Annotated in this window: 21 protein-coding genes and 2 tRNA genes; 9 read left to right on the forward strand and 14 right to left on the reverse strand. The window is 51.2% G+C overall.

Annotated features, from left to right (window positions below; all coding sequences use genetic code 11):
* Nucleotides 1-7 precede the first annotated feature (7 nt).
* From AWQ23_RS10470 to AWQ23_RS10495, 6 genes are all read right to left on the reverse strand, one after another.
* On the reverse strand, nucleotides 8-967 hold the full coding sequence (locus AWQ23_RS10470) for a DUF362 domain-containing protein (protein ID WP_062435166.1): 960 nt from the start codon (nucleotides 965-967) through the stop codon (nucleotides 8-10).
* A 127-nt stretch (nucleotides 968-1,094) separates the two neighbouring features.
* Nucleotides 1,095-2,195 (reverse strand): branched-chain amino acid ABC transporter permease, encoded by a 1,101-nt coding sequence (locus AWQ23_RS10475; protein ID WP_062435168.1) that lies wholly within the window; start codon nucleotides 2,193-2,195, stop codon nucleotides 1,095-1,097.
* Nucleotides 2,196-2,260: 65 nt separating this feature from the next.
* The gene (locus AWQ23_RS10480; protein ID WP_062435170.1) at nucleotides 2,261-2,944 is read right to left on the reverse strand and encodes a 4'-phosphopantetheinyl transferase superfamily protein; all 684 of its coding nucleotides are present in this window, start codon (nucleotides 2,942-2,944) and stop codon (nucleotides 2,261-2,263) included.
* A gap of 10 nt (nucleotides 2,945-2,954) precedes the next feature.
* On the reverse strand, nucleotides 2,955-3,926 hold the full coding sequence (gene mdh, locus AWQ23_RS10485; RefSeq protein ID WP_062435172.1) for a malate dehydrogenase: 972 nt from the start codon (nucleotides 3,924-3,926) through the stop codon (nucleotides 2,955-2,957).
* A gap of 15 nt (nucleotides 3,927-3,941) precedes the next feature.
* On the reverse strand, nucleotides 3,942-4,157 hold the full coding sequence (locus AWQ23_RS10490) for an NAD(P)H-quinone oxidoreductase subunit O (protein ID WP_012307699.1): 216 nt from the start codon (nucleotides 4,155-4,157) through the stop codon (nucleotides 3,942-3,944).
* A 44-nt stretch (nucleotides 4,158-4,201) separates the two neighbouring features.
* Nucleotides 4,202-4,801, reverse strand: coding sequence for a chromophore lyase CpcT/CpeT (locus AWQ23_RS10495; RefSeq protein WP_030006655.1), 600 nt, complete (start codon nucleotides 4,799-4,801; stop codon nucleotides 4,202-4,204).
* 312 nt (nucleotides 4,802-5,113) lie between these two features.
* Here AWQ23_RS10495 and AWQ23_RS10505 point away from each other — a divergent pair, with 312 nt between their 5' ends.
* Complete coding sequence (locus tag AWQ23_RS10505) at nucleotides 5,114-6,142, forward strand: hypothetical protein (protein ID WP_062435178.1); 1,029 nt, start codon at nucleotides 5,114-5,116, stop codon at nucleotides 6,140-6,142.
* On the opposite strand, the gene pyrC is transcribed toward AWQ23_RS10505, so the two are convergent.
* The 3 genes from pyrC to AWQ23_RS10520 are packed head-to-tail and all read right to left on the reverse strand — an operon-like array spanning nucleotide 6,139 to nucleotide 9,084.
* Entirely contained in the window at nucleotides 6,139-7,179 is a 1,041-nt protein-coding gene (gene pyrC / locus AWQ23_RS10510; protein WP_062435180.1) for a dihydroorotase, read from the reverse strand. The two genes, AWQ23_RS10505 and pyrC, sit on opposite strands and share 4 nt — an antisense overlap.
* A gap of 56 nt (nucleotides 7,180-7,235) precedes the next feature.
* The gene (locus AWQ23_RS10515; RefSeq protein ID WP_062435183.1) at nucleotides 7,236-8,132 is read right to left on the reverse strand and encodes a branched-chain amino acid ABC transporter permease; all 897 of its coding nucleotides are present in this window, start codon (nucleotides 8,130-8,132) and stop codon (nucleotides 7,236-7,238) included.
* Nucleotide 8,133: 1 nt separating this feature from the next.
* Entirely contained in the window at nucleotides 8,134-9,084 is a 951-nt protein-coding gene (locus tag AWQ23_RS10520; protein WP_030006650.1) for a branched-chain amino acid ABC transporter permease, read from the reverse strand.
* A 138-nt stretch (nucleotides 9,085-9,222) separates the two neighbouring features.
* Between AWQ23_RS10520 and AWQ23_RS10525 the strand changes: the two genes are divergently transcribed.
* The 3 genes from AWQ23_RS10525 (at nucleotide 9,223) to argC (ending at nucleotide 12,828) form a co-directional block, all read left to right on the forward strand.
* On the forward strand, nucleotides 9,223-10,518 hold the full coding sequence (locus AWQ23_RS10525) for a PAS domain-containing sensor histidine kinase (protein WP_062435185.1): 1,296 nt from the start codon (nucleotides 9,223-9,225) through the stop codon (nucleotides 10,516-10,518).
* A gap of 838 nt (nucleotides 10,519-11,356) precedes the next feature.
* Nucleotides 11,357-11,611, forward strand: coding sequence for a hypothetical protein (locus AWQ23_RS10530; RefSeq protein ID WP_062435188.1), 255 nt, complete (start codon nucleotides 11,357-11,359; stop codon nucleotides 11,609-11,611).
* A 158-nt stretch (nucleotides 11,612-11,769) separates the two neighbouring features.
* Nucleotides 11,770-12,828 carry an N-acetyl-gamma-glutamyl-phosphate reductase gene (gene argC, locus AWQ23_RS10535; protein ID WP_062435191.1) on the forward strand — a complete coding sequence of 353 codons (1,059 nt, stop codon included), beginning with the start codon at nucleotides 11,770-11,772 and terminating at the stop codon, nucleotides 12,826-12,828.
* Here the strand turns inward: argC and AWQ23_RS10540 are convergent.
* A complete protein-coding gene (locus AWQ23_RS10540; RefSeq protein ID WP_062435193.1) occupies nucleotides 12,825-15,074 on the reverse strand; it encodes an ATP-dependent helicase in 2,250 nt (749 codons plus the stop codon). The genes argC and AWQ23_RS10540 overlap by 4 nt on opposite strands.
* Before the next feature lie 398 nt (nucleotides 15,075-15,472).
* Between AWQ23_RS10540 and AWQ23_RS10545 the strand changes: the two genes are divergently transcribed.
* The 3 genes from AWQ23_RS10545 (at nucleotide 15,473) to AWQ23_RS10555 (ending at nucleotide 20,764) form a co-directional block, all read left to right on the forward strand.
* A complete protein-coding gene (locus tag AWQ23_RS10545; protein WP_232308892.1) occupies nucleotides 15,473-16,600 on the forward strand; it encodes a septal ring lytic transglycosylase RlpA family protein in 1,128 nt (375 codons plus the stop codon).
* A 37-nt stretch (nucleotides 16,601-16,637) separates the two neighbouring features.
* Nucleotides 16,638-17,621 carry an ATP-binding cassette domain-containing protein gene (locus AWQ23_RS10550; protein WP_062435195.1) on the forward strand — a complete coding sequence of 328 codons (984 nt, stop codon included), beginning with the start codon at nucleotides 16,638-16,640 and terminating at the stop codon, nucleotides 17,619-17,621.
* A 203-nt stretch (nucleotides 17,622-17,824) separates the two neighbouring features.
* Nucleotides 17,825-20,764, forward strand: coding sequence for a calcium-translocating P-type ATPase, PMCA-type (locus AWQ23_RS10555; RefSeq protein WP_062435197.1), 2,940 nt, complete (start codon nucleotides 17,825-17,827; stop codon nucleotides 20,762-20,764).
* Between the two features lie 6 nt (nucleotides 20,765-20,770).
* On the opposite strand, the gene AWQ23_RS10560 is transcribed toward AWQ23_RS10555, so the two are convergent.
* The 3 genes from AWQ23_RS10560 to AWQ23_RS10570 form a co-directional block, all read right to left on the reverse strand.
* On the reverse strand, nucleotides 20,771-21,247 hold the full coding sequence (locus AWQ23_RS10560) for a Spy/CpxP family protein refolding chaperone (protein WP_198158642.1): 477 nt from the start codon (nucleotides 21,245-21,247) through the stop codon (nucleotides 20,771-20,773).
* Nucleotides 21,248-21,355: 108 nt separating this feature from the next.
* Nucleotides 21,356-21,778 (reverse strand): hypothetical protein, encoded by a 423-nt coding sequence (locus AWQ23_RS10565; RefSeq protein WP_062435201.1) that lies wholly within the window; start codon nucleotides 21,776-21,778, stop codon nucleotides 21,356-21,358.
* A complete protein-coding gene (locus tag AWQ23_RS10570) occupies nucleotides 21,775-22,374 on the reverse strand; it encodes a sigma-70 family RNA polymerase sigma factor (RefSeq protein WP_062435203.1) in 600 nt (199 codons plus the stop codon). The genes AWQ23_RS10565 and AWQ23_RS10570 overlap by 4 nt, the downstream gene beginning before the upstream one ends.
* Before the next feature lie 147 nt (nucleotides 22,375-22,521).
* Here AWQ23_RS10570 and AWQ23_RS10575 point away from each other — a divergent pair.
* Nucleotides 22,522-22,593, forward strand: a tRNA-Asn gene (locus AWQ23_RS10575).
* Between the two features lie 194 nt (nucleotides 22,594-22,787).
* Nucleotides 22,788-25,178, forward strand: a complete 2,391-nt coding sequence (locus tag AWQ23_RS10580; RefSeq protein ID WP_062436637.1) for a DUF3488 and DUF4129 domain-containing transglutaminase family protein — start codon at nucleotides 22,788-22,790, stop codon at nucleotides 25,176-25,178.
* Between the two features lie 2 nt (nucleotides 25,179-25,180).
* Here AWQ23_RS10580 and AWQ23_RS10585 read toward each other — a convergent pair.
* Nucleotides 25,181-25,267: transfer RNA gene (locus AWQ23_RS10585), tRNA-Ser, on the reverse strand.
* Nucleotides 25,268-25,428 lie beyond the last annotated feature (161 nt).

Below are 25,428 nucleotides of genomic sequence, written 5' to 3' on the forward strand. Positions count from 1 at the left end.
ACTCAACCTACTTGCCGCTATAGGAAGCCATGGGTTCTTTGATAAAGCGAATGTAGAGGTGTCGAAAAGTGGACTTGAGAATGCGGGGTAGGGCAAAGTCGATGGGCATTAGGGCTTCGGGGAGTTTCCAATCGGCGATCGCCAACTGTTGCGGCGTCGCTAGGGGAAAGTGAATGTTTGCCAGATCACCACAGAGTCCTAGTTCCATGGATTTCGCCACCGTCGGCACTAATTCCGGTTCAACGCCTAAAATATCCACCATCGCCCGGTCTAGGGCAAAAACGTCCGTAGAAGCCCCCAATACGCCCAATTGCTTCGGTTCACCACCACTGGGGCCATTTCCCTCATGGCCAATAATCCCATCAAGAATTGTCAAATCCGGGGCGATCGCCTGGGCCGTTTCGATGAGCATCGTCGCAAACTGTTCGGGATCTTTGCCCGCTTCCATGTGCCACCAAGCTTTCATTTTCCCAGGCACACAACCAAACAAATTTTTTACACCCAGGGTCAGGGTGAGTTGCATGTGGGATTTTACCTTGGGCAGATTAATCACCACATCCGCCTCCATTGCTTCCTTCGAGAGGCGTAAATTTTGGTAGTTGTCCCCTGCCGTGCGGTACCGTTTGCCATGGAATTCCACCAGGGGAATCCCCAACTCTTCGAGCAAGGGTAAATAGCCGTTATTTTTCGCGACCCCCTGGGCCGATCCAAACGCCGGACTGTCACCAATAAAGGGTTTGCCGCCTGCTTCTAAAACCACCTGGGCGACGCAGTAAACCACTTCCTTACGGGTAATGCATTCTTTGGTCGGTCGCGCCCCGGTGAGCATATTTGGTTTTAGCAAAACGCGATCGCCTGGTTTCACAAAAGCCGCCATCCCCCCCAAAGGCTCCAGCAAAGTTTCAAGGGATTGGCGCAGTTCGGGCAGTTCGTAGGCTTGGGCCGCAAGTAAGCTAACGGTAGACATGGCAAATGAACGGAGATAATGGGCGATAAAAAAGCATTTCCCATAGATTAACTAGATTAACGTAGGAAATGCCAGGACGTTATGTTTATCTCAGCAGTAATGACAGTAATGCCGGAAATTTTGCCAATTATTTACCAAGGGTCAACTCATCTTTATTCCCCAAAATTCCCTGGGGCCGCCATACCATCAGCACCATCAAAATTAGACCAATCACCATAATCCGTAATGCGCCGAGGCGGGCATCATCCACCAAATTTAACTGGGGCAACACAAACCGCGTCAGGGAGTCGTAGGCAAAGAAAATGAGCGCACCAATTAAAGTACCGGGATTCGTGCCAGCGCCGCCCAACACCACAATCGTCCAAGCGTTGAAGGTGACTAACGGATCAAAATTAGCCGGATAAACATTGGTCAACTGCCACGCATAAAAAGAACCCGCTCCACCGGCGATCGCCCCACCGAGCATAAAGGCCTGCAACTTATACCAAAAAACATTTTTACCGAGGGCACGGGGAATTTCCTCATCTTCGCGAATCGCCTTCAGCACCCGACCCCAGGGGGATTGCACCAGATATTCCAGACCGGCATACACCAAAGTCAAGGCAACCACCGACAGCAACATCAGCCCTGCTTTGTAGTTGTAATTTTGGAGGGCAATGCAGCCATTGATAAACAAACTGGTGATGATGCCGCCCCCAAGGATGCCCCAGACAATCACCCCTAAACCAGATTTTTCCTGTTTTTTGAGTTTTTTCCAGCGCCAGCGCAACCCCCGCCACAGTTGCCATGCCGCAAAAATTGCAATGATCGTCAACCAAAAAATCAAAGAAATCTTACCCACTTGGTTCGGTCGAAAACTTCCCAGGGGCAACGGATAACCCTGCACCCCAAAGGCTCCCCTGGTTAACCATTCTTCGTTGAGGGCCACCAACCGCACCAATTCAGACACCCCAATGGTCACAATTGCCAAATAATCTTCCCGCAGCCGCAGGGTTGAGAGGCCAATGAGCAGCCCCAGTAAAGCCGCGACCCCAGCCCCAATGGCGAGAGAAAGCAGTAAGGGTACGCCTTGGCTGGAGAGTAAAACTGTGGTGTAGGCACCGACGGTCATAAAAGCCACATGACCAAAGTTAATCAGGCCCGTAAAGCCCCATTGCAAATTGAGGCCCAGACAAAAAATGCCATAGGTTGCCGCTGAGATGGTGAGATAGACGAGATAGCCGACCATAGTGATTTGTGATTTTTATAGGGATGGAGATTAAAAAGCTTGTTTTAAAAAGACGAAGGAAAGCCTCAAACTGCCCCATCATATAGCATCCATTCCCCCCGGTTTGTAAACTGGGCACCGGGTTGATCAATGGCGATCGCCCCCCAATGATTTTGATCCGGCTCCCCCAAAAATAATGACCAAGATTGCGGGGCGGGGGTAATGAGTTGGGGCGTGGGTTTTAGGTGCACTTCAACGGCATCTAATCCCCCCTGTAAGCCCAAACCGGTGCCTTTTAGATAAGCTTCTTTGGCTGTCCAGAGTTGTAAAAAGGCCGATTGTTGCACTGTTTCTGGGAGCTGTCGCAGGAAATCAAATTCTGCTGCTGTAAAAAATCGGTTTGCAAGCCCTAAAATGTCACTTTTTCGTCTTTTTGCTTCTAAATCCACCCCTAAGTGACCTTGGGGAACATCTAAGCTAATGGCACAAAGGGCTAATTTTTTTGTGTGGGATAAATTAAACGCAATGTCCGGCAATAGCGGTTTCCCGTGGTCACCATAATCAAAGGCGATCGCCCTTGGATCTCGCTGGAGATAAAACCCAAGGATTTGCCGTAAACCAGCCCGTGCCAGAATAAAACGCCGTTGCAAGTCTAGGAATTTAAACTCCTTGGCCCGCTGTCGTTCGTCATCGCTCAAGAGCCACCACAGTGCCTTCGACTGTCCCAGTTTTTCCAGGGAAATTAACCAATATTCCAACGACACTGCCATGGACGGTCTATCAAAAACTCAGTTTAGAGAGGGCCTGATCTCGGCTATCCCGTACCGAAGCCGCAGAGCGATGCAATTGTGCCAGTTCAGCATCGGTCAAAGGGATCTCAACAATTGCTTCTACGCCCCGGCACCCCAACCGACAGGGCACCCCCAAGAACAAATCCGTCAAACCATACTGACCTTGCAGATAAACCGAGGCAGGTAACAGACGAGATTGATCCTGAATGAGGGACTCAATCATGTGACAAACAGACGAAGCCGGGGCATAGAAAGCACTGCCCGTTTTAAGGAGGGACACAATCTCTGCGCCACCGTTCTGGGTGCGTTCAATTAACCCTTGAATTTTAGTGGCATCCATCAACTCAGTAATTGGGATACCACTCACCGTACAGTAGTGGGGCAACGGCACCATTAAATCTCCATGGCCCCCAAGGACGAGGGTTGAAACATCCCCGGTACTGACCCCTAGTTCCATCGCAATAAAGGTGCGTAAACGGGCTGAATCTAAGACGCCTCCCATCCCCAACACATGGTTCACTGGCAAACCCGTCACTTTCCAGGTGAGGTAGGTCATCACATCCATCGGGTTTGTCACCACGATAAAAATGGCTTGGGGGCTGCGCTCCATAGCTTCCCTTGCGGCATGGACAACGATCTTGGCATTGTAATGGAGCAGATCTTCTCGGCTCATGCCGGGCTTGCGGGCCAGCCCAGCGGTAATCACCACAATGTCGGAACCCGTTGTATCAGCATAATCATTGGTGCCGAGAATGGTTTTATGGTGCCCTTCTAAACCCTGGGCCTCGTATAAATCAAGGGCAATGCCTTGGGGAAGACCTTCAACAATATCGAGCAAGACCACATCCGCGAGGTTTTTTTCGATGACCCGTTGGGCTAGGGTACTACCGACTTTCCCGGCACCGATCACCGTCACTTGGGGCGCTTTACAGGAAATGGAAGGGACGGCGATCGCACACATGGGACTATTCCAAATTTAGACAGCTTCGAGTTGATCGAGACGGAGCCAAACACTGGGGGTTGGGGTATAGAAACGCACAAAGGCGTATTCATCGTCGAGATCGAGGATTTCGCCTTGGCTTCCGAAAAAGTAGGCGGGTAAACGGGAATCACTCGCTTTCGCTTCGAGGCTATTGGTGAATTGTTCTTTAATCACCCGCACAAGGCTTCCTTTCTTTAGTTTAGCCGCCATAATTTTTGCTTCTCTCCTAATTGTGATGAATTTTATTTTAGAGGTTAATGGGGTTGAACTTCCCCAGAGAAATTGTTGATCTTTTCAAACTCAAACGCCCCTGCCAGGGAGCCCCAGAGGATTTTATCGGTAACCGGATCACGACCGCGATCAATACTGATCAAGGCGTTATCGGTGATTTCAAAGCTGTTATCGAGGTAGCTCTCTTTGTTATAACGCACAACCCGGCAGCCTTTTCCGGCCTGGACAGTGCCCTTAAAGCTCGTCCCACTCCAGGTGACGATCATGTCGCAACCGGGCATCGGGTCTAGATCGGCCATGTCAAAGTGCTGCATCATGGCAGGGTTGCGGGCAGCACCCATATATTTGGTTTTGGCATCATCCTTGGGTTTGTAATGCACCAGTTCCATGTGGTCATCGACGGGCTTGATATGAAACAAGCGCAAACGGTAAGGAGCAGAGGTATCAGAGCTGTAGGCCTGTTCGAGGTAGAGGCCATAGCCATCGAAAAATTGATTAGGCAGGGGGCGCATACAAACTTTGATGTGAGCCCAGAGGGGCGGATTGGCGAGGGCCTGGGCTTCGTTAGAAAATTCTCCTGCCATCCAGCGGGCAAGGGTATGGGCATCGGTAGAGTGGGACATAGGAAATTGCTTTGATAATTTGATAAATGGTTTGGTAAAGGATTTTCTAAAAAGATTGGGGTCAGCTTTGGGGGCTGATTGTCTAAGCTTAGGAAAAAGGGGGACAGCTAGGCAACATTCGTCGTCTTGACTTTCCCTAGCAGAAATTGACGGCTTAGGTGGGGCGATCGCCCCTTGGGGAGTGCGGCATCCTCCCTTTCCTTTTCGTCGACCATCTCAGACAATAAAACATCTTGAGGTTTAATTTTTGCAATCGTTACATCGTTACCCGTCCAAATAAGCCCCCGTACACCAATAAAATTTAGGAAGTGAATGGTCAAAGCAATTGAACAGGTTCGTCGAGATTTAGCCACCATTAGTGAGCGGGTAGTGGGGGTGCGTGAAGCCCTGACCAGCGCCTATGGCGATTACCTCAATTGCCTCGGAGATAGCCTCAAACGTCAATTGGTTCTCGCCAGTTACCAACTCTGCACCCAGATTTATCCTCAAAAGTTTTTGCAACTTTCCCATAGTCAGCGGCAAGCCCTACAACAGGAACTGCGTCAATTGGGAATCGATCTCCAGACACGCCTACACACCCTCCTAACGGAGCCAGAGGATCAGCCGAGTGAAGCGGAATCGGAAGTAATGGCCGAATTTTTTGTTGATGCTGGCGACATGGAAAATAGCGAGGATCTTGATCAAGAATTGTTTGAAGTTTTTGAAAGCCTCGATCAGGCGATCGCCACCGATGAGCAGCCAGAAGACAAAATAGATAAAGATGATCAACTACCAACCCAACTCGAAGACAAAGAAAAGCGGCGGGAATTGTCCCAGTTGGCAGAGCGCATCGCCGATAGTTTGGCCGAAATGATGCAGGGGCCTGCGGTCGAAGTCTCCACCGATGAAAATAGCCCAGACTATTGGCTCGAATGGTGCAAAACCACTGAAAAACGTATTCGTCGCACCCTTAACCAAGTCTCCCAAACGGTTAATCACCAGCTCCAGGACGCCAAGATTCTCCCGGAAAATATCCCAACCACCGTCCTCGATATGGCGATCCAAGCCGATAATCAACAGCATGGCGGTCAGATGCCGAGCCATTTAGTAAACGTCGTCATCGAAGCTGAACTGGGTAAAAAAAAGAAGAAGAGGAAGCACCGTACCCACCTAACGGCCGTACACCTCAAAGTTTCAGAAGTCGAGTTTACGGAACCGGAAGTGTCGGCCCAGCGCCGCCGTCTCCGGGAACAGGTTGATAAGCTCCGTAATTTGCAAAAGTATTACCAAAAGGCAAAACAGGATTTGGCGATCGCCGAAGCCGAGGCCGCCTGGCGCGCCAGTTGGTACGAAAATTCCTAGGCGACTGGGGTAAACTTCCAGCTCAATTCCTGGCCAGCCCAAAGGGGCACAAGACTTGATTCCGGAAAAGGCAACGCCTCAGGGATCTGCCAAGGGGTTTTCGTCAAAGTAATTTTTGCGGTGTTGCGGGGCAGTTGGTAAAAATCTGGCCCATGGAAACTGGCAAAACCTTCAAGTTTATCTAAGGCATCTGCTGCTTCAAATACCGTGGCGTATAGCTCTAGGGCATGGAGTGCCGAATAACACCCCGCACAACCGCAGTCACTTTCTTTGCGATCGCGGCCATGGGGCGCACTATCGGTGCCGAGGAAAAATTTTGGATTGCCAGAGGTTGCCGCTTCTAACAGGGCTTCCCGGTGGGTCTCTCGTTTCAAGATCGGTAAACAGTAGAAATGGGGCCGAATGCCGCCCTGGAAAATACGGTTGCGATTGAACAGCAAATGTTGGGGGGTAATCGTCGCCGCCACTTTTTCATCGCTCGCCAGGACAAATTCCACCGCATCTTTGGTGGTGATGTGCTCTAAAACAATGCGTAGCTGCGGAAAGCGTTCCTTCAGGGGACGGAGATAAGTTTCGATAAAAACTTTTTCCCGGTCAAACACATCCACCCGATGATCGGTCACCTCTCCATGGAGCAGCAGGGGCAGATCAACCGCTTGCATCGCCTCAAACACAGCATCACATTTGCGGATATCTGTGACGCCAAAGTCAGAGTTGGTTGTGGCACCAGCGGGATAATATTTCACCGCTTTCACAAACCCGGATTCTTTCGCCGCCTGAATTTCAGCAGGACTGGTATTGTCCGTGAGGTAGAGGGTCATCAGGGGTTCAAAGGTTTGCCCTGGGGGAATGGCGGCCAAAATGCGATCGCGGTAGGCAGCGGCCTCAGCAACGGTCCGCACGGGGGGCTTGAGGTTGGGCATCACAATGGCCCGGGCAAATTGGCGCACCGTATCGGGCAAAACAGCCTTGAGCGCTTCCCCGTCGCGGAGGTGCAAATGCCAGTCATCGGGGCGAGTGAAGGTGAGTGTTTCCATTATTTCAAGATAAATTGGTCAAACAAGGGAAAAAAGCGGCGATTTAACGCTAAAAATTAGATTTTAGGCTTCAAGGCAGTGGGTAAACAACGACGTAGCAGTTCGGGGGTAATCAAACCCTGGGGATAAAAAATCGTCCCCAGCAGCAAAAGCAAACCGAAAAAGATCAGCCGCGCATCCCCTAGACCCCGCAGCACTTCCGGGAGAGCCGTGAGGACAATGCCCCCCAGAATCGGCCCTAAAAAAGTACGACTGCCCCCGACCAACACAAAGGCTAGGTAGGTGATACTGGCATCAAAGGTACCCTGGCGCGCATTCCAGGTGTTGAGAAAATGGGCGGCGATCGCCCCAACAACACCCGCTAAAATTGCCCCCAGTACAAACGCCAACACCTTATATTGAGTTGGGTTAATACCCATGGCACTGGCGGCGAGTTCGTCCTCACGGATGGCGTTAAAGGCACGGCCCACCTTCGTATTTTCTAGACGCCACACTAGAACGCCCACGATGATTAGCAATGGCCCCACCAACCACAGATAACCGAGGGGACTGCGAAAGGGTTGGGGAATGCCAAAAATCCCCACAGCGCCCCCGGTAATGGGCAAATTTAGCGACAATACCCGGACAATTTCCACTAAAGCAATGGTGGCGATCGCCAAATAAATCCCCCGCAACCGCAACACAGGCACGCCAATGATCAGAGCAACAATCCCAGAGGCTAACCCCGCCAAGGCCATTTCCCCCAGGAGCCAAGGCAGTGGAAAGGTTGGCCCCGTAAAGGCGATCGCCTGGGTCGAGAGGATCGCCGCAATGTAACCCCCCAGGGCATAGAAACCCGGTGTCGCGAGAGAAAGCTGTCCCGCCATCAACGGTAGGTAAACCGATATCCCCAACAGTGCCCCCAGGAGAGTCGAGACGATCAAATAGCCATAGGTACTCAAAAATGTCGCCATCTCACACCTTTTGAATCGTTTTTTGGCCCAATAACCCCTGGGGCCGGAGCAGCAACATCCCAAACAGTAACGCAAAGGCGATCGCCTCCCGATATCCTGAAAAATCCGCTGGAATAAACGCTTCTGCCATGCCGATAATTAAACCGCCCAGCACCGCTCCCGGAATATTCCCCAAACCCCCTAGAACAATTACGCCTAATCCCTTCAAACCGTAGCTAATGCCGAAATAAGGCCCCGCAATGCTCACGCTAGAACCCACCAATGTTCCCGCCAGTCCCGCCAAGGCACCGCTCACAAAAAACGTCACCCGCACCACCTGTTCCGTATTAATCCCCAACAAGCTGGCAGTCGTACTATCCTCTGCCACCGCTTGGATCGCTTTCCCAAATTTCGTTCGGGTCATGCCATAGGTCAACAGGGTCACAACCAGTGCGGAAACCATCAAGATAATGAGCTGTACTGTCCGGATCAGAATCGGTCGCTCTGGAGAGCCAAAATTAATCGACTCCGGCAAACCACCGTAAATATCCGCTGGAAACGTATAAATCTCTGCGCCCACCAACAGCTGAATCCCATTCACAATCACCACGGCAGCCCCCAGACTGGAAACCAAACTCAGGAGGGGATCGGCGCCCCGGAGGCGTAAAGGACGAAACGCGAGCCATTCTACTAACATCGAAACGCAGCCCGCGAAACCGCAGCCAATTAACAACGCCAAACCAAAGGGTAGAGCAAAGGGTAATTTCACCTGGGCCAAGAAGCCATTGAAGCCAAATTGTCCCCCGGCAAAGAGATAAGTGAAGTAAGCGCCTAGGGTAAAAATCGCTCCGTGGGCAAAGTTAATAATGCCAAGAATCGAAAAAACAAGGGTATAACCCAGGGCAAAAATCGCGTAGACACTACCAATGGAAAGACCATTGAGAAGTTGCTGGAGGAACAGGGTAAGATCCATGTTGTCAGGCGAAGAACGGCACGGTGGTTTCTAAATAGTAATACCACCAATGGGAAAGTCCTGCCCCATTCTCAACGCCATCATCCTGAGTAACCCCTAGCAAATAACGGCGATCGCCAAAAGCACCCGTATCAAAGCATGATTTGGATTCCGATAATCATTGGCTGTGGCACAGCAGGCATTATTTGTTTCACCTGGCAGCAGCGCCAAAAGCAACAAGTCCGACAAATGCTTTACTCCTACGGTGAACATCCCAGTGACGAGCTTCTCTTTGCGCCCCTTTCTTCCCTCCGCCGGGAACTAAAAAGCCTCTACGAAGAAAAACAAGAACTCCAGGCAGAGTTAGACCAATGGTATCGGGTGATCGAAAATGCCCCCTTTGGGTATCTGCGGGTTGACATGGATAATCAACTCATTTTGTGCAACCCAAAGGCCCGACAGCTCCTGTGCTTGAATCGTTGGCAGCCAGGGCAAATTCGTCTCTTGCTGGAATTAGTCCGCTCCTATGAGTTAGACCAGCTCATCGAAACCACCCGCAGCGCTCGCACCGCCCAAAGCCAGGAATGGGAATTTTTTCCGAGCCATGACGCCCAAACCCGTGCTGAAGGCCCCAACCAACCGATACACCTGCGGGGAAGCACTATCCCTTTAAGTCGTGGCGATGTGGCGGTTTTTTTAGAAAACCAAGAGCCGATTCACATTCTGAAACGTTCCCAAGAAAAATTACTGTCTGATCTGACCCACGAATTGCGGACGCCCCTAACGGCGATGCGGCTCCTCGCAGAAACCCTAGAACAGCGTCTAACGGGCTTGGAATTGAAATGGGCTGGTCAAATTCTTAAGGAAATTAATCGTTTGTTTTACCTTGTCCAGGACTGGCTAGAACTGAGTCGACTAGAGTCCCACCCCCATCAGGTGCTGAGCTACCAAACCTTTGATCTGGTGCAGTTGATTAACGATGCTTGGGAAACCCTCACCCCCCTCGCCCAACAAAAACAAGTCACGCGACAATATCAGGGGCCAGACACATTAAAAATGACCGCCGATGGCGATCGCCTGACTCAGGTTTTTCTCAATCTTTTTGACAATGGCATTAAATACAATCCCGTTGGGGAGGCCATTTTTGTTACTGTATCTCCCCCTGAAGTCGATTCAGACTTCGTTACCGTAGAAGTGATCGATCAAGGCGTTGGCTTTGATCCAGAAGACTTGCCATTTGTGTTTGAGCGCTTGTACCGGGGCGACCAAGCAAGAACAAGACCGGGAGATAATACCGATTTGCGCCAGGGGAGTGGGCTAGGCTTAGCGATCGTGCAGCAAATTATTACTGCCCACGGCGGCACAATTACCGCCCGCAATCACCCCAAATATCGAGGCGCTTGGCTAACCTTCACCCTACCGCTGCAACTGCCTAATGAGGATCTTGATATTTAATTTTCTCCCACAGGATCGTGAATAGATAAACAACGATCAAGAAATAAATTTGCACTGGCATATGATCTTCCCCCACATATCTGAACTAGATGGTGTCTCTCTGTGCTGGACAGAGACAATCAACTGCAGCGAAAAGTTGCATTCCGAAGCACCAACTTTCCCGGTGGTTAATCTTTATGCCACAGGTAAAATTGCTTTTTTGTTCCCCATAATCCGAAATTACAACTGGAAATTACGCTAAGTCCTCAAATTTTTCCCAAAGGGATCGACCTGAGACTATTATTCGCTTTTCTTTACAGCTTTAATATTCCCATTCTTCGCTTTTTACACACACATTCAACGAAAATAAAAGCCACAATTAGGCCGTATTTTCCCGAACCAATTAAGATCTAAAATAGATCGACCCACTTAAGGGGGACTCCCCAAGGCAGCGCCTAAATGGCATTCTGCTTGGGCTTAAGGGGTTATTACTCTGTGTAGAAAACTAAAGTTTCAAAAAATTTAATTATCCCTATCCAATTTTATCCTAACATCTAACCCCCCCCTCCATTCAAGGGGGAATTTCCAGGATAAGGTCTTTTGAGGGGCTAATGAAACTCATTTATGCCCACAATGATCGCTCTTGTTCCTAGGAAAAATATCGTTCATTTGTACCTGATCATGAGGGGGAATCAGTAGATCTTGGCACGGTTGTCCCAGGCAACACTCCGTAAACTTCTATGGCAGACTCTGATTTTTGAAATATTTTCTGTATCATTAAATACAAAGTATTACTGTGATTAGACTGACTAATCATCTGCTCTCTGCATTTCAAATGCTTGTCTCGGAGGAAATCCTAATGCAACGCACCCCTTCCCTTGATTTATCCAGTATTTGCTACTGCCCCAACACAACGGAACACCCCTTTGATACGACTTTTGCGCCGGCCCAAGCAAACAGTGATTGGGTTAAGCTAGCCCAAACCCCTGAGGCGATCGCCGAAGAAGAATATGCGCTTTTGTTATGTCCCCACGGAGAACAATCCTGGGTCGCTTGGCTCCCGTCCCAAGGGGAAGTTGTGCTCCATCAAGATCAACTGTGTCGCTTGATTTAGGGCCAGACTGATCGGCGAGTTTCCCTCCGAATGACAACGGTTTTTCTCGGCCACGGTGATGGCGCAAAATAAAATCGGTTGTCCTTAGCGTTTCCCTGTACAATTGCAGCCAACAAGGGCGATCGCCCCCAGGCAATGTTCAGGTAATAGCAGGATTTATGAGCAGTTCGGAAAAGGTTTCGGTCGGGATTGTCGGCGCGTCGGGCTATGGTGGTATGCAACTCGTCCGTCTGCTGAGTGATCATCCCCAAGTGGAGCTGACCTATCTAGGGGGCAACAGCAGTGCCGGAAAACCCTACGCAGAACTTTATCCCCATGTCGGCCACCGCATCAAAATGATCGTTGAGCCCATTGATCTCGATGTGATTGCCAGCCGTTGCCAGGTGGTTTTTCTCGGTTTGCCCAATGGCTTGGCCTGTGACCTTGCCCCCCAACTGATCGAACGGGGCTGCAAAGTCCTTGACCTTTCGGCTGACTATCGCTTCAAGGATCTCGACACCTACCAGGCTTGGTATAAAACAGAACGCACCGACCAAGAGACCAATGCGATCGCCGTTTATGGTCTGCCAGAACTCTACCGGGATGACATTCGCCGCGCCCAACTGGTGGGTTGTCCTGGTTGTTATGTCACTGCTAGCCTCTTGGCCCTGGCCCCCCTTTTCAAACAGGGCTTGATTCAGCCAGAAACCGCAATTATTGATGCCAAATCCGGCACATCCGGCGGGGGTCGCCAAGGGAAAATTAATTTACTCTTAGCTGAAGCCGATGCTTCCCTGGGAGCCTATGGAGTAGCCTCCCACCGCCATACCCCAGAAATTGAACAAATTTGTAGCAAACTCGCCAGCCAAGATATTCGCGTGCAATTTACCCCCCACCTCATCCCGATGCCCAGGGGCATTCTGGCGACGGTCTACGCAACCCTCCGGGATCCGGGTTTGGTACGCGATGATTTACTGACCATTTACAGCGCCTTTTATCGAGCGGCTCCCTGTGTGGAAGTTCTACCCAACGGTGTTTATCCCCAGACGAAGTGGGCCTGTGGCACAAACCTCTGCTATTTGGGAATTGAAGTAGACCACCGCACGGGCCGCGTCATTGTGATGTCCGCCATTGATAATCTCCTGAAAGGTCAGTCGGGCCAAGCCGTTCAGTGTATGAATATTATGCTGGGCTGGGAGGAAACGGCAGGCTTACCGCAGTTGGCGTTTTATCCTTAAATTTTTCCTTGTAAAACGTCAAAAATTGGACAGGGTTTCTGGGACTGCAATGAACTTTGGTGGGGTTTAAAGGTACTCCAGGAAAAGGGAGCTTGTTTAGCCGCAGAAAGCCACAGGAGTCGTTTGGCGCGGGTCATGGCCACATACAGAAGTCGGTATTCTTCTTCGGTTTTAAGCTGTTGGGCTTCTTGCCAAAGGGTAGCGATCGTCGCTGGTGTCGTTGGCGATCGCCCCTGGTCTTGGCCATGGACAAAATGACGAATTTGGGCCCGGGCCACCTGCGCCAGGTTGTAATCACCAAGGAATTGCGCCCCACTAGGCACCCAACTCATGCCGGGGATTTCGGAGTCGTGCAAAAAGGGAATAAAGACATAGTCCCAATCTAAGCCCTTCGCCTTGTGCATGGTGATCACCGTAATTTGCTGCGGGCGAGTGTAGCGGGCGTCGGTGTCGAGTTCAATGCCTTCAAAACCATCCCGGAGGAGCATTTCTAAAACTTCGAGGCTCTGGCGCAAATTTTTTTGGCCCTGGGTTTGCTGGGCGATGCGTTCGGCGAGTTTTTGCACTGTGGCGAGTTCGACATCGCGATAGTCTAGGGTCATCGCCAAAAAGGGTAAGAGTTGGTAGTGGGGCAGTTGCCAGCGGGCCTGGAGCAGTTGAACACAGAGGGTTTGGGCGGCCTGGGCGGGGCCAGAGGCGAGGGCCGGGTCGAGGGGGCCTGGATAGAGAAATTTTTCGGGATAGGTGGCGAGACGGGCTAAATCCTGGGTGGGGATTTTTTGGCGATCGCCTAAAACATCGAGGGCACCCTTCAGGCAGTCAGGGGAGTGGGGCCGTTCTAGAAACCGCAAAATTTGGTAAAGCTCTAGCACCAGATGGTTGGCATCGTTACCGCTGCGGGCGTCATAAAGGCGAATCGTTGTTGGCTGAAATCGCTCCCTTAATTGCTCGGTGATAAATTTGGCCTGACGTTGTTTGCGCACGAGAATTGCCGCACTGTGGTCTGGGTTTGCGGTTAATAAAGTTTCGAGGCGATCGCCAAGTTGTTGTACCGTCGCGTAAATATCCTGGGGGTAATGGCGTTCTACCCCCGCGCCAATGGGATCAGGATTGGCATTTTGTTGGGGGTCATGGCTGGGCACCGGGAAAATTTCTTGCCAGCGAAACGCAAACCGATCCGGCGGCGAAAGGGTGTGGCTGGCCCAGTGGAGCATCTGATTCGCCGCAGTGATAATTGGCAGGCTAGAGCGGCCCGCGTAGTGAATTTCGGCACAGTCTACGGCCTGACAAAAGCGATTGAAATAAAACGGATCAGCGGGGGTAAAGGTGGAATTGATCGCCTGATTTGGATCGCCCACCCGCACGAGGTTACATTCTCCAGATTCGGGAGCTGTGGCCAGGAGGCGGATCAATTGCTCTTGGAGGGGGCTAGAATCCTGGGCCTCATCTTCAAAAATCCCGTAAATTTGTCCCTGCCAATATTGCTGTAACTCCGGCTGTTGCAGCACCCGGATGGCCCCTAACACCAGATCGTCGTAGTCAAGGACATTGTTCTCCTGGAGCAGTCGTTGGTAATTCTGATAAATGCCAGCGGCGATCGCCAAGGATTGGTAGGGATCGTCCAGGGTTTTTCCCAGTTTGGCTACGGCCTGGGGCGAGAGATTAGAACTTTTACTTTCATGGATCACCGTATGGGCAAGGTCTGGCAAAATTTCTGTGCTGAGGGCAAAACGGCGGCGCAGTTGCTCCGTTTTTTCCTGATCAGAGCGTGCTCCCTGACAAAGACGTTCATATTGTTCCCCATGGGCTTGAATCCACTGCTCAACGGCGGCGCGGAGGATGGGGTGATTTGCGGGAATATCCTGGAGAGAAAGGCTATCTAGATCCACGCCAGAAACCTCCGGGTGCCGACTGGCAATTTGCAATGCTAAACCATGGATTGTTTGTACCGAAAAACCCACGATAGGTAACTGGGCGGCCTTGAGGTGGGTCAGAATTTTTTGCTTAATCCCCTCGGCCGCAGCTCGCGTGAAGGTCACAATGACTAACTGTTGGCCGTGGTGCAAAGATTGCCGGGCAAGGGTGAGGACAGCGGCAACGGCTAGGGCATGGGATTTTCCGGAACCGGGAACGGCGGCGATCGCCATTTCTCCAGACCGCCATTGGGCCAACGCATCTTGGCCAGGGCGGAGGCCAGCGGCCAGTTGCGTTAAAAATTGCTGTTGATGCACACTAAGGTGGTTCATGGGTCTCACTTACTGCCTGGAAGTTTTGTAGCGGAACGAACAAAATAGCGGGATTTTAAATTAGCTTTCGTTATCAGTGGCGATTTTTTGCATTAGTAAAAACATTAAATAAGAAATCATAATGTCGTGTTAACCAGAGATTTGCCCAGCGGTGCCTAAAGGTGGTCATAGTAAGCGCCTGGAAGAATTTTTGGGATGACGGAGGGGGGGATTTCCTGTCAATTCAGCCTCGGATTGTCGCTGAAGGCCAACTTTTTTCGGAAATTCATGGGCTATAAAACATAGAGCAATTTATCTGATGAACCTGCAATGTGACGCGGCACCTAAAACCCAGTTTCAGATTATCTCTGCTAAACAATGGGTGCTGTCTGTGATTTTTAGCTTTTCTTTTATTCTGTATGCATTTACCGAAATTCACAGGATTATTATCTACTTTGGGCGCTTCCCTGGTGATGGGCCTCGGCGCGGCAGCCGTTAACCTCGCTCCCTTTCAAACTAAGGCGATCGCCACCAGTGCCGACCCAGTCAAAACAGTGAGCCTCAACGCCCAACGGGAAACCCTGGCCGAAAATCCCCTGTGCCGTTTAGCGAGTACCCTGGATAAGGCCCCGGAAGCGCAACTCGTGGCCGATACAAACCCGGAACAACTCACGCCCCAGGTCTCTAAGTGGTGGGCCTTTAATTTATTTCAGCGATTTACCCAAAGTCTGGGCCTCGATGCTTTACTCCAGTTAGAAGTGCCGCTGGCCACTGCCCCCCTCGTCGCGGTGGTGCCTACGCCGGAAGCAATACCCCAAGCTGCTGCTGAGTCTGGGGCACAGCTGATTAGCTACGACGCAGACCGCCCCACCACCAACCCCCAAAGCCATCAACTTTGGCTTCAGAATAAGCCCGTTGCCACCATTCGTTCCCAACAGGAGGCTGAACGGTTGGCCCAACGCCTTGAACAACTGGTGGCGATGGCGGAATTCCAAGCCACGGCGATCGCCCCGACGTTACATGAAGACAAACCGGCGATCGCCTTTGGTGATGACATTCTTTTAGTGGTGGACGAAACAATTACCCATGAGAACGTTCTCAACCATGAGATCCTCGCCATTCAGTGGGCGAATAATCTCCGTCTCGCCCTCGGTGTCCCGGCGCTGGATATGGTCACCGCCCAGCAGCAAATGTACCAGCTCGAAGAAACGGGTCAATCCCTTGAAGGACTAGCCTCCTGGTATGGCCCCTACTTTCACGGTCGCCTGACGGCCAATGGGGAAACCTATGACCAATATGCTCTGACGGCGGCCCACCCTTCAATGCCCCTCAATACCTACCTCAAGGTCACCAACCTCAACAATGACCGGAGTGTAATCATCCGCCTTAATGACCGTGGCCCCTATATTCCGCCCCGGAGCCTGGACTTATCCCTTGGTGCCGCCCGCTGTCTCAATAGCGTGGAAACGGGTGTGATTCCTTACAAGGCCACGATTATGGAACAAAAATCGCCCGAACCAGAGGCGATCGCCCCTGATATGATCTAGGTCTATCTTGAGTGCTGCCTAGGCCCGTTCCCTGACCATGCCAATTATTGAAGTCGATTCCCTCAGTAAAATTTATCCCGTCGCCCTCAAGCAACCCGGTTTTAAGGGAACCCTCAAACACTTTTTCCAGCGGCAATACCGACAAATTAAAGCCGTTGAGGAGATCACCTTTAACATTGAACCCGGCGAAATTGTGGGCTTTTTGGGGCCAAACGGGGCCGGCAAAACCACGACCCTCAAAATGCTCACGGGGCTAATCTATCCCTCCACGGGGGTAGTACGTGTGGCAGGGGCGATTCCTTTCCAGCGGCAACGGGCGTTTCTCAAGCAAATCAGCCTGGTCATGGGGCAAAAACAACAGCTTCTTTGGGATTTGCCTGCCCTCGATTCCCTCCGCATTAATGCTGCTGTCTACGACATTCCCGAACCTGTTTTTGAAGAACGCCTGGCAGAACTCAGCGCGATGCTCTCCCTAGAAGGGAAGATGACCCAACCCATGCGTAAACTCTCCCTAGGAGAACGGATGAAGGCGGAACTCCTGGCCGCCCTATTGCACCATCCCCAGGTGCTCTTTTTGGATGAGCCGACCCTTGGTTTAGATGTAAATGCCCAGGTGGCGGTGCGGGACTTTCTGCGGGAATATAACCAGCGTTACGGGGCGACAATTCTCTTAACCAGCCACTACATGGCGGATATTACCGCCCTCTGCGAGCGGGTATTGCTCATCTACCAGGGAAAACTGATCTACGATGGCAATTTAGAAAAGTTACTGGATCGCTTTGCACCCTATCGAGAAGTGCGGGTCGAATTAACAGAAACCTATTCCCGCGAGGCCCTGAGCTTTTTTGGGGAAGTGGAACACATCGATGGTCAAGCGGTACGTTTTTTGGTGAAGCGAGAAAATTTGACCCAGAGCATCGCCAAAATTTTAGAAAATTTGCCCGTAGCGGATCTCAGCGTCAATGATCCCCCCGTTGAAGAAGTAATTGGCCGGGTGTTTAGTGAAGGCATCGTCGCCTAGGGGCAAAGTACAGCATTTTTTCGGTGATATTTTCAAAAAGGCGATCACCTTTTTGATTTCTAGAGAAAAAGGGCTTAGGGTAGTAACCTAGAGACTAAATTTTTCTAACGTTCCGCCCCATCGGCCAAAGGGTGAAACCTACCATAGGAGTAGAAGTAGCGACCACTACCGTAAGGGTCAGCCTTTTCCCAGCATTACTACCTATGACTATTGCATCTCCAGGCGATCGCCATCTGCCCTATGCAGGGTTGACGGCCGCACAGGTTCAGGCGAATCGTGCCGAATATGGCGCCAATGTTTTAACCCCGCCCCAACGGCGTCCCTGGTGGCAACTTTTTTTAGAGAAATTTACTGATCCGGTGATTCGCATTCTGATGATCGCGGCGGCGATCGCCCTTGCGGTGGGGGTGTTGCGGGGCGAATATGCCGAAGGTCTGGGGATTATTGTCGCGATCTTGCTGGCTACTGTCGTTGCTTTTTTTAATGAATTTAAAGCGAACCAAGAATTTGCCCTCCTCAACCATGTTTACGATCAAGTCATGGTCAAGGTGATTCGCGAGGCTCAATATCACAGTCTGCCGCGCCAGGATTTGGTGGTGGGCGACATTATCTACATCGAACAGGGCCATGAAGTTCCCGCCGATGCCAAAATTCTTGAAAGCGTTTCCCTTCATATTGATCAAGCAAAACTCACGGGGGAATCAGAACCCGTTAACAAATCAGCCCAAGCGGATCCTTTCCAGGTAGAAGCCGAGCAGTCCGCTTACCCGTTTAATTGTGTCTACCGCAGTACCATAGTCACCCAAGGCCATGGTTTTTGTGAGGTCATTGCCGTTGGCGATCGCACTGAAATTGGCAAGTTAGCCCAAGCGGTGGCCACCGTTGAAGATGATCCCAATACGCCCCTCAATCAACAACTCGAAACTTTGAGTAAAGCAATTGGGGTGGTGGGTTTAACCGTAGCTCTCCTAACGTTTATTGCTCTGTTAATCCGGGGTCTCCTCACCCAAGAACTGAGGCTAACAGGTTCCCAGGGTTACGTGATGGCCTGTTTACTGGGGGCGATCGCCATGATGTCAGCACCCGTGTGGCTGCCGGTTCTCGAAGATGGCCAAGAACTACTCGAACGCTTGGGGAAGTTACCCGAAGTTTTCGCTGTTCCAGCCCCGGCGGCCCTAAAAAATACCCCCTTGATGTTGCTTGGGGGTAGCCTCTGGTTAGGGGGGAGTCTCGGCTATGGTGTTGCTACCCACTGGCTATCCCCCACAGTGAGAGAATGGCTTCCCCTAGATATGGGGCTGACGCTCCTCAATTACTTCATGGTAGCCGTGACGATTATCGTGGTGGCTGTGCCAGAAGGACTGGCCATGAGTGTCACCTTGTCTTTGGCCTACAGTATGCGCCGCATGACCGCCGAAAATAATCTGGTGCGGCGGATGCATGCCTGTGAAACCATTGGCGCAACCACCGTGATCTGCTCCGATAAAACCGGGACATTGACCTGTAATCAAATGCATGTCCATGAAACCTGTATCCCTGGGCTGGTGGAGGCTGAACCGGCGCAAGCCACCCATGTTCGTCAGGTGCTCGCCGAGGCGATCGCCGCTAACAGTACCGCCGACCTAGAGTACGCCACCCAAGCGCTGCCCACGGTCATTGGGAACGCCACAGAGGGAGCCCTTTTGCTCTGGCTCGATCAACAAAACCTTGACTACCTCGACTACCGTTACAATTTTGACCTCAGTTCTCAGGGGGCATTTTCTGCCGAAAAAAAGTACATGACCAGCCTCGGCAAATCGCCCATTTTGCAGGAGGAAGTTCTCTACGTTAAAGGCGCTCCAGAAGTTGTACTCAAACGCTGTGATTATCAATTAAGTGCTGGTGGGGTTATGCCCCTCACCGAACGGGCTGCCATTATCAAAACGCTCCAAGACTACCAAAGCCGGGGGATGCGGACCCTGGGTTTTGCCTACCGTCCCCTGGGGGATCTCAAGCATTTTAAAATCACAGAGATCGAACGGCACCTGGTATGGCTTGGTTTTTTTGCGATTATTGACCCCCTGCGGGACGATGTCCCTGCCGCCGTTAAAGCCTGTCTCCGTGCCGGCATTCAGGTCAAAATTGTTACCGGTGATAGTCCCCAAACGGCGAGGGAAATTGGCCGACAAATTGGCCTCTGGCACCAAACAGAAGAGGTTAACTTTAAAGCCTTGCACCTGACGGGGCCGGAGTTTGCTGCGATGGATGATGATACCGCACGGGAAGCCGTGAAGTCCTTAAAGATTCTCTCCCGCGCTTGCCCCCTAGATAAATTACGCTTGGTGAAGTTGCTCCAACAATCGGGAGAAGTGGTTGGTGTGACGGGGGATGGGACGAATGATGCGGCGGCCCTCAAACAGGCCCAGGTGGGTCTCGCCATGGGGAGTGGTACGGCGATCGCCAAGGAAGCCAGTGACATTATTCTTTTAGATGATTCCTTTAGCAGCATTGTGAATGCGGTGCTCTGGGGGCGATCGCTCTATGAAAATATTCAAAAATTTCTTCTCTTTCAGCTCACCATTAACGTGGTAGCCCTGGGGACAGCTCTTTTGGGGCCATTTATTGGCATTGAGCTTCCCCTAACGGTGACCCAAATGCTGTGGGTCAATTTAATTATGGATACCTTTGCTGCCCTGGCCTTAGCCACGGAACCGCCCAATCCAGAAGTCCTAGGGCGATCGCCCCGCCAAGCCGAGGCATTTATCATCACCGGGGCTATGGCCAAACAAATTGCCTTCTTAGGGTGTGGATTTTTGGTGCTGATGGTAGGCATTTTGGAATATGAAATGCGCGATGGCACCATCAATACCTACGAGCTTTCCGTCTTTTTTGCGATTTTCGTCTTTCTGCAACTGTGGAATTTATTTAATGCCCGCTGTTTTGGCCTCTCGATTTCTGCGTTTACAGGGCTCTCGAAAAATCCAGCTTTTAGCGCGATTATTGCCACCATTTTTATCGGTCAAGTGGCTATGGTGCAGTGGGGGAGCAGTGCCTTTCGTACCGTCCCCCTGGCCTGCCGCGATTGGCTATGGATTATCGGGGGAACCTCTTTTGTGTTGTGGTTCGGGGAAATTTGGCGCAAAGCGCAAGGTTCGTCTCAATAATTTTGACTATTGTCGCCAGCCAAACCAGCTCCGCCACCGTTGGAAGCGATCGCCCTGGCGTTTTTGGGCCATGTGCTGCGCCAATTCTGCCCGTTGGGCGAGGGTGAGCACTTCACGAATGTCTAACATCTGCCGGAAATGGAGGTCTGCTAAATCTTGGCGCAGGTTTGTAATGGTACGGTGTTGGGCCTCTAATTGATTGCGGGTAGTCGTGCTATTGCGCATTAATGTCCGCATGGTATTTTTTGCCTGTTGAATTGCTGCCCGTTTGGCTCCCATTTGGCTACGGTAATTGGCGCGAATTCCTTGGATTTGTTGTCTCTGGGCGGTACTGAGGTCAAGCCGATCAACGAGATCTGCTTCCCGCTCATCCCCTTGGCTCATGAGGACTGGTGCTGGGGCAACGGTGAAGTGGGTGGCTTTCGTGGTTGAGTCGGCGATCGCCATTTCCCCTGTCAACGAGAGGGCCACCGCAGAAGCCATTAATACTTGTTTTTTAAACATGATTAAAATTCATCTCCAAAACTAATCACAGATTCCGCTAGGACGGCATTAGCCCAGTGTTGAAATTTAGGAATGTTTTGCGAGGCACTAGGGATCAGTATTGACAACAAAATCAACGTACTCGTAGGACAGTTCCTGTTCCTGATAAAGGTTCTCCCCAAAGGAGTAAGACCAGCTTTCTTCAAGAAAGGCCTCCAGTTCTTCATCGGCTCCCCCGGCGATCGCCTTTGGCTGGGGTTGTTCAACTCTCCCCCAATACTGTTGCGGCATCACCTCTGGTAGCGACCCAAATTCCTGGTGCAGTTGTCCATGGCCAACCACGAGCACAAGCCCGGCAGCAATCACTGTCGGAACCCACCATTTCCCCTGGGGCGAAGCTGTCATGTTTGGCGGTTCTGTTTGGTTGAGTCGCGCCAAAAGCCTTTCTTCGTGATCCCCTGGTGGCGGTGGCCCGTAGGGTTCGTGGTTCTTTAAAAACCGAATTAAGTTGTCATGGTCATGGAAATTCATAGACTGACTCCTTGGGTTTCTAAAAATTGACGCAGCGATCGCCGGGCATGGTGGAGGCGAGATTTCACCGTTCCTGGCGGAATCCCAAGAATTTCAGCCACCTCCTTTTGGGGCAGATCCTTGAGATCATGGAGCACCAAGACCGCCCGGTGTTCCAAGCTTAGCGACTGCAAACCCCGCTGCACCAAATCTTGATAATAAATTTGACTCAGCCCCTCCGGCCCCGGATCTGCTACCGCATCAATTTGCGCCTCTAAGCCTGTGATTAAGGTCATCTGCTTCGCAAAGCGTCGCCGTTGATCCGTCGCTACATTCCAAGTAATGCGGTACAACCAGGTGGCAAAATAGTCCGGATTTTTGAGGCGCGGGAGCCCCTGCCAGGCCTTTAAAAAAACCTCTTGAACTAAATCATCCAAGAGCGCCACCCCACAGAGTTGATACAGAGTAGACCGTACCTTTTGGTGATAGCGTCGGTACAGGATTCGGAAACTTTGGCGATCGCGTCGCCCCCGAATAGATCCTATTTTCCCTTGGCAAAGACAAACCAATTCCCTATCCGAAATGGCAGTAGGGTGGTCAACAGCTTGATCGGGCATATCCCTCTCCAGTCATCGCACGTCCCTTTAGACTGAACCTTGGCCCAAAAAGTTCAACCAGTTCAAAAAAAACTTGAACCAAGGTATTGCCAAATCCAAAAACTGTGGCTACAATGTTAAACCGTTGGAACACAACGCTCCACACAATCCTCAGTAGCTCAGCGGTAGAGCGGTCGACTGTTAATCGATTGGTCGCAAGTTCGAATCTTGCCTGGGGAGTACAAGAATTAAGTCACCCGATAGTCCTGCTAATTGGGCCGTAGAATTTTCTGGTTCTGGAATTTATCGGTTTACGTCAGGATTTCAAAAAACTGTAGGCTGCTGTTCTGCTTTATGGCTTCAGTGGGATTTATGCTGAATTTGAAGGATAAGGGTAGTCTAGTAGAAGGTTTTTGATTTCCGCCTACAGCACGATGACATCACCCTCTTCCCAACGCCTCAAACCGAAATCCTTTGCGGATTTAGTGGCCCAATTGCGTAATTTTCCCAAACCCCAAAGCGAAGATTCCGTACTGCTGCGGGCCTTGGTACAGCTATTGGTGGTTGTCGGTATTATCGCGACGGATGTGGCTTCAGAAGGAAACATGATCTGGTTTGGCTGGCCGATCAGTGTTTTAGCGGTGCCCTTAACGCTCCTGGGGGGAGTCTGGAGTTGGCAAAACCGTCAGAAGGCGAATGTGGGGGCAAAATTTTTTATTGCCATCGGCATGTTGGGCATGCTGCTGCTCTTTTTCCGGAATCTGTATGCCAATTTAAACGATACGCGTTTGGTGCTAGCAGAGCTCCTCATTCAACTGCAAATTCTCCATAGCTTCGATTTGCCCCGCCGAAAGGATCTGGGTTATTCGATGGTGATCGGCCTTATTTTGTTGGGGGTGGCAGGCACTGTTTCTCAAACCTTGACCTTCGCGCCCTGGTTAATTCTATTTTTGGCGATCGCCCTCCCAGTTTTAGTTTTAGATTACCGTTCACGCCTTGGCCTAGCTGGCTTGGAGACGATCCTTTGGCCGCAGCGCTCCAGTGCCCGTAAAGGTCGCGCTGACCTCCTGAAAAATTCTCCCCTGTCACCCAAACGCCTGGGCGCAATTTTGGGGATCACCTTGGTATTGGGCTTGGGACTCTTTAGCATCATGCCCCGTTTTCCTGGCTATCAACTCAGCACCTTGCCTGTGAGTTTGCCCGCCGATGCCCCTGAAAATGAGCGTTTTAGCCCGACTAACCTTAGCCTCGTCAATCCCGGTTATGAGAATGAGAATCCTGGCGGCGAAGGGAATGAAAATACCGATGGTGCGACCTTTGGGAATAGTCCCGCAGGCACGGGTGAAGGCAGTAGTCCCAGCGAAGGTCAAGGAGAACTCGATAAAACCCAGTATTACGGTTTCAATAGCAAAATCAACCAAAATCTCCGGGGTGAGATGGAAAAGGTGCTGGTGATGCGGGTGCGATCGCAGGCCCCTGGTTTTTGGCGCGTGATGTCCTTTGACCGTTACACAGGCCAGGGCTGGGAAGTCACCAATGCCGATGATTTGCAACTCACGGAGCGTTCCCGCTGGGCAGGACGTTTTTTCCTAACGCCTTTTATCCCCAACCCAGTGGAAAAGAAAAAAATTATCCAGAGCTATACCGCCGTTTTGTCTTTGCCGAACATTGTCCCGGCGATGCAGTATCCGACGGAGCTTTATTTTCCCACGGCGGAGATTGGCCAAGATCCAGAGGGAAATTTGCGATCGCCTTTGGGACTTTTAGAAGGCTTAACCTATACCGTTATCTCTAAAGTACCCTATCGTAACCGGACGGAATTGGCGGCAGCAGGGACAGATTATCCGCCCTTTGTCACCGAGAAATATCTAGATATCCCCCCAGAAATCAAAGCGGAGGTACGGGCCGTTGCCGAAGAAATTCTCTCCCAGGCCAATAGCCCCATCACTTCCCCCTATGAAAAGGCCCTCTATCTCGCCCAAGGGTTGAAGCAACGCTTCCCCCAAGCCCAAGAAATTCCGTTCTTCGCAGACGATGAAGATCTCGTTGAAGCTTTCCTGTTCAAATACAAGGGGGGCTATGCCGACCATTACGCCACAGTCCTTACAATCATGCTGCGTTCTATTGGGATTCCGGCCCGGTTTGCAACGGGATTTGACCAAGGGGATTTCAATCCATTTACGGGCTATTACCTCGTCCACAATACTGATGCCCACGCTGTTACAGAAGCCTATTTTCCTGGTCAGGGTTGGTTTGCGTTCAATCCACTGCCGGGTTATGAAGTTGTCCCGCCTTCCTTTGAGGATGGTGGTGCTTTTGGCGTATTGAGATCATTTTGGCGTTGGGTTGCGGGTTGGGTGCCGTCGCCGATTCTTGGCTTCTTTGAAGGGTTATGGTTTACCACCCTGAAAATACTAGGCTACGTGGTTTCGCGGTTGTGGGGCTTTGTTTCCAGTGGCCTCGTTGGGGCCATTACGGGGACGATCGCCGTTGCTGTCGCCAGCATGGGCGGTTGGTTTGTCATTAAACAAATTCGCAACTGGTTTCAACGACGCCGCTTTGCTCGATTACCAATGATGGAACAGCTCTACCAACAAATGCTCCTGCTGCTCCAAAACAAAGGGCACCAAAAACAACGTACCCAAACCCCCTGGGAGTTTTTGCGGACGATTCAACCGCAATATCGTCCTGAAACCTTAGAAATTTTGACGGAACTGACCGAAGCCTATGTCAACTGGCGCTATGGTGAGCAACCTGCCAATACAGACTACCTCCGGCAGCAACTCAAACGTCTACGACGTTCCTTTTATCGAGGTCAATCCTAAAACGGAGAGGGGGGGATTCGAACCCCCGACTGAGTTGCCCCAGTAACGGTTTTCGAGACCGCCGCATTCAACCACTCTGCCACCTCTCCAGGGGCCTAAACTATTCTAAGCACAATTCAGGGTCTTGGCTAGTCCGATTGCCATAAAGAATCCAAAAGTTACTGGCTCCCCGCAAGCACTCCGGGGCTAACAGTTCATTCGTTCTATGATTGTATTAATGATGGGTTACTCCTTCTCTGACAAAAGGTAA

This window comes from Picosynechococcus sp. PCC 73109, assembly GCF_001521855.1.
Lineage (GTDB): Bacteria > Cyanobacteriota > Cyanobacteriia > Cyanobacteriales > MRBY01 > MRBY01.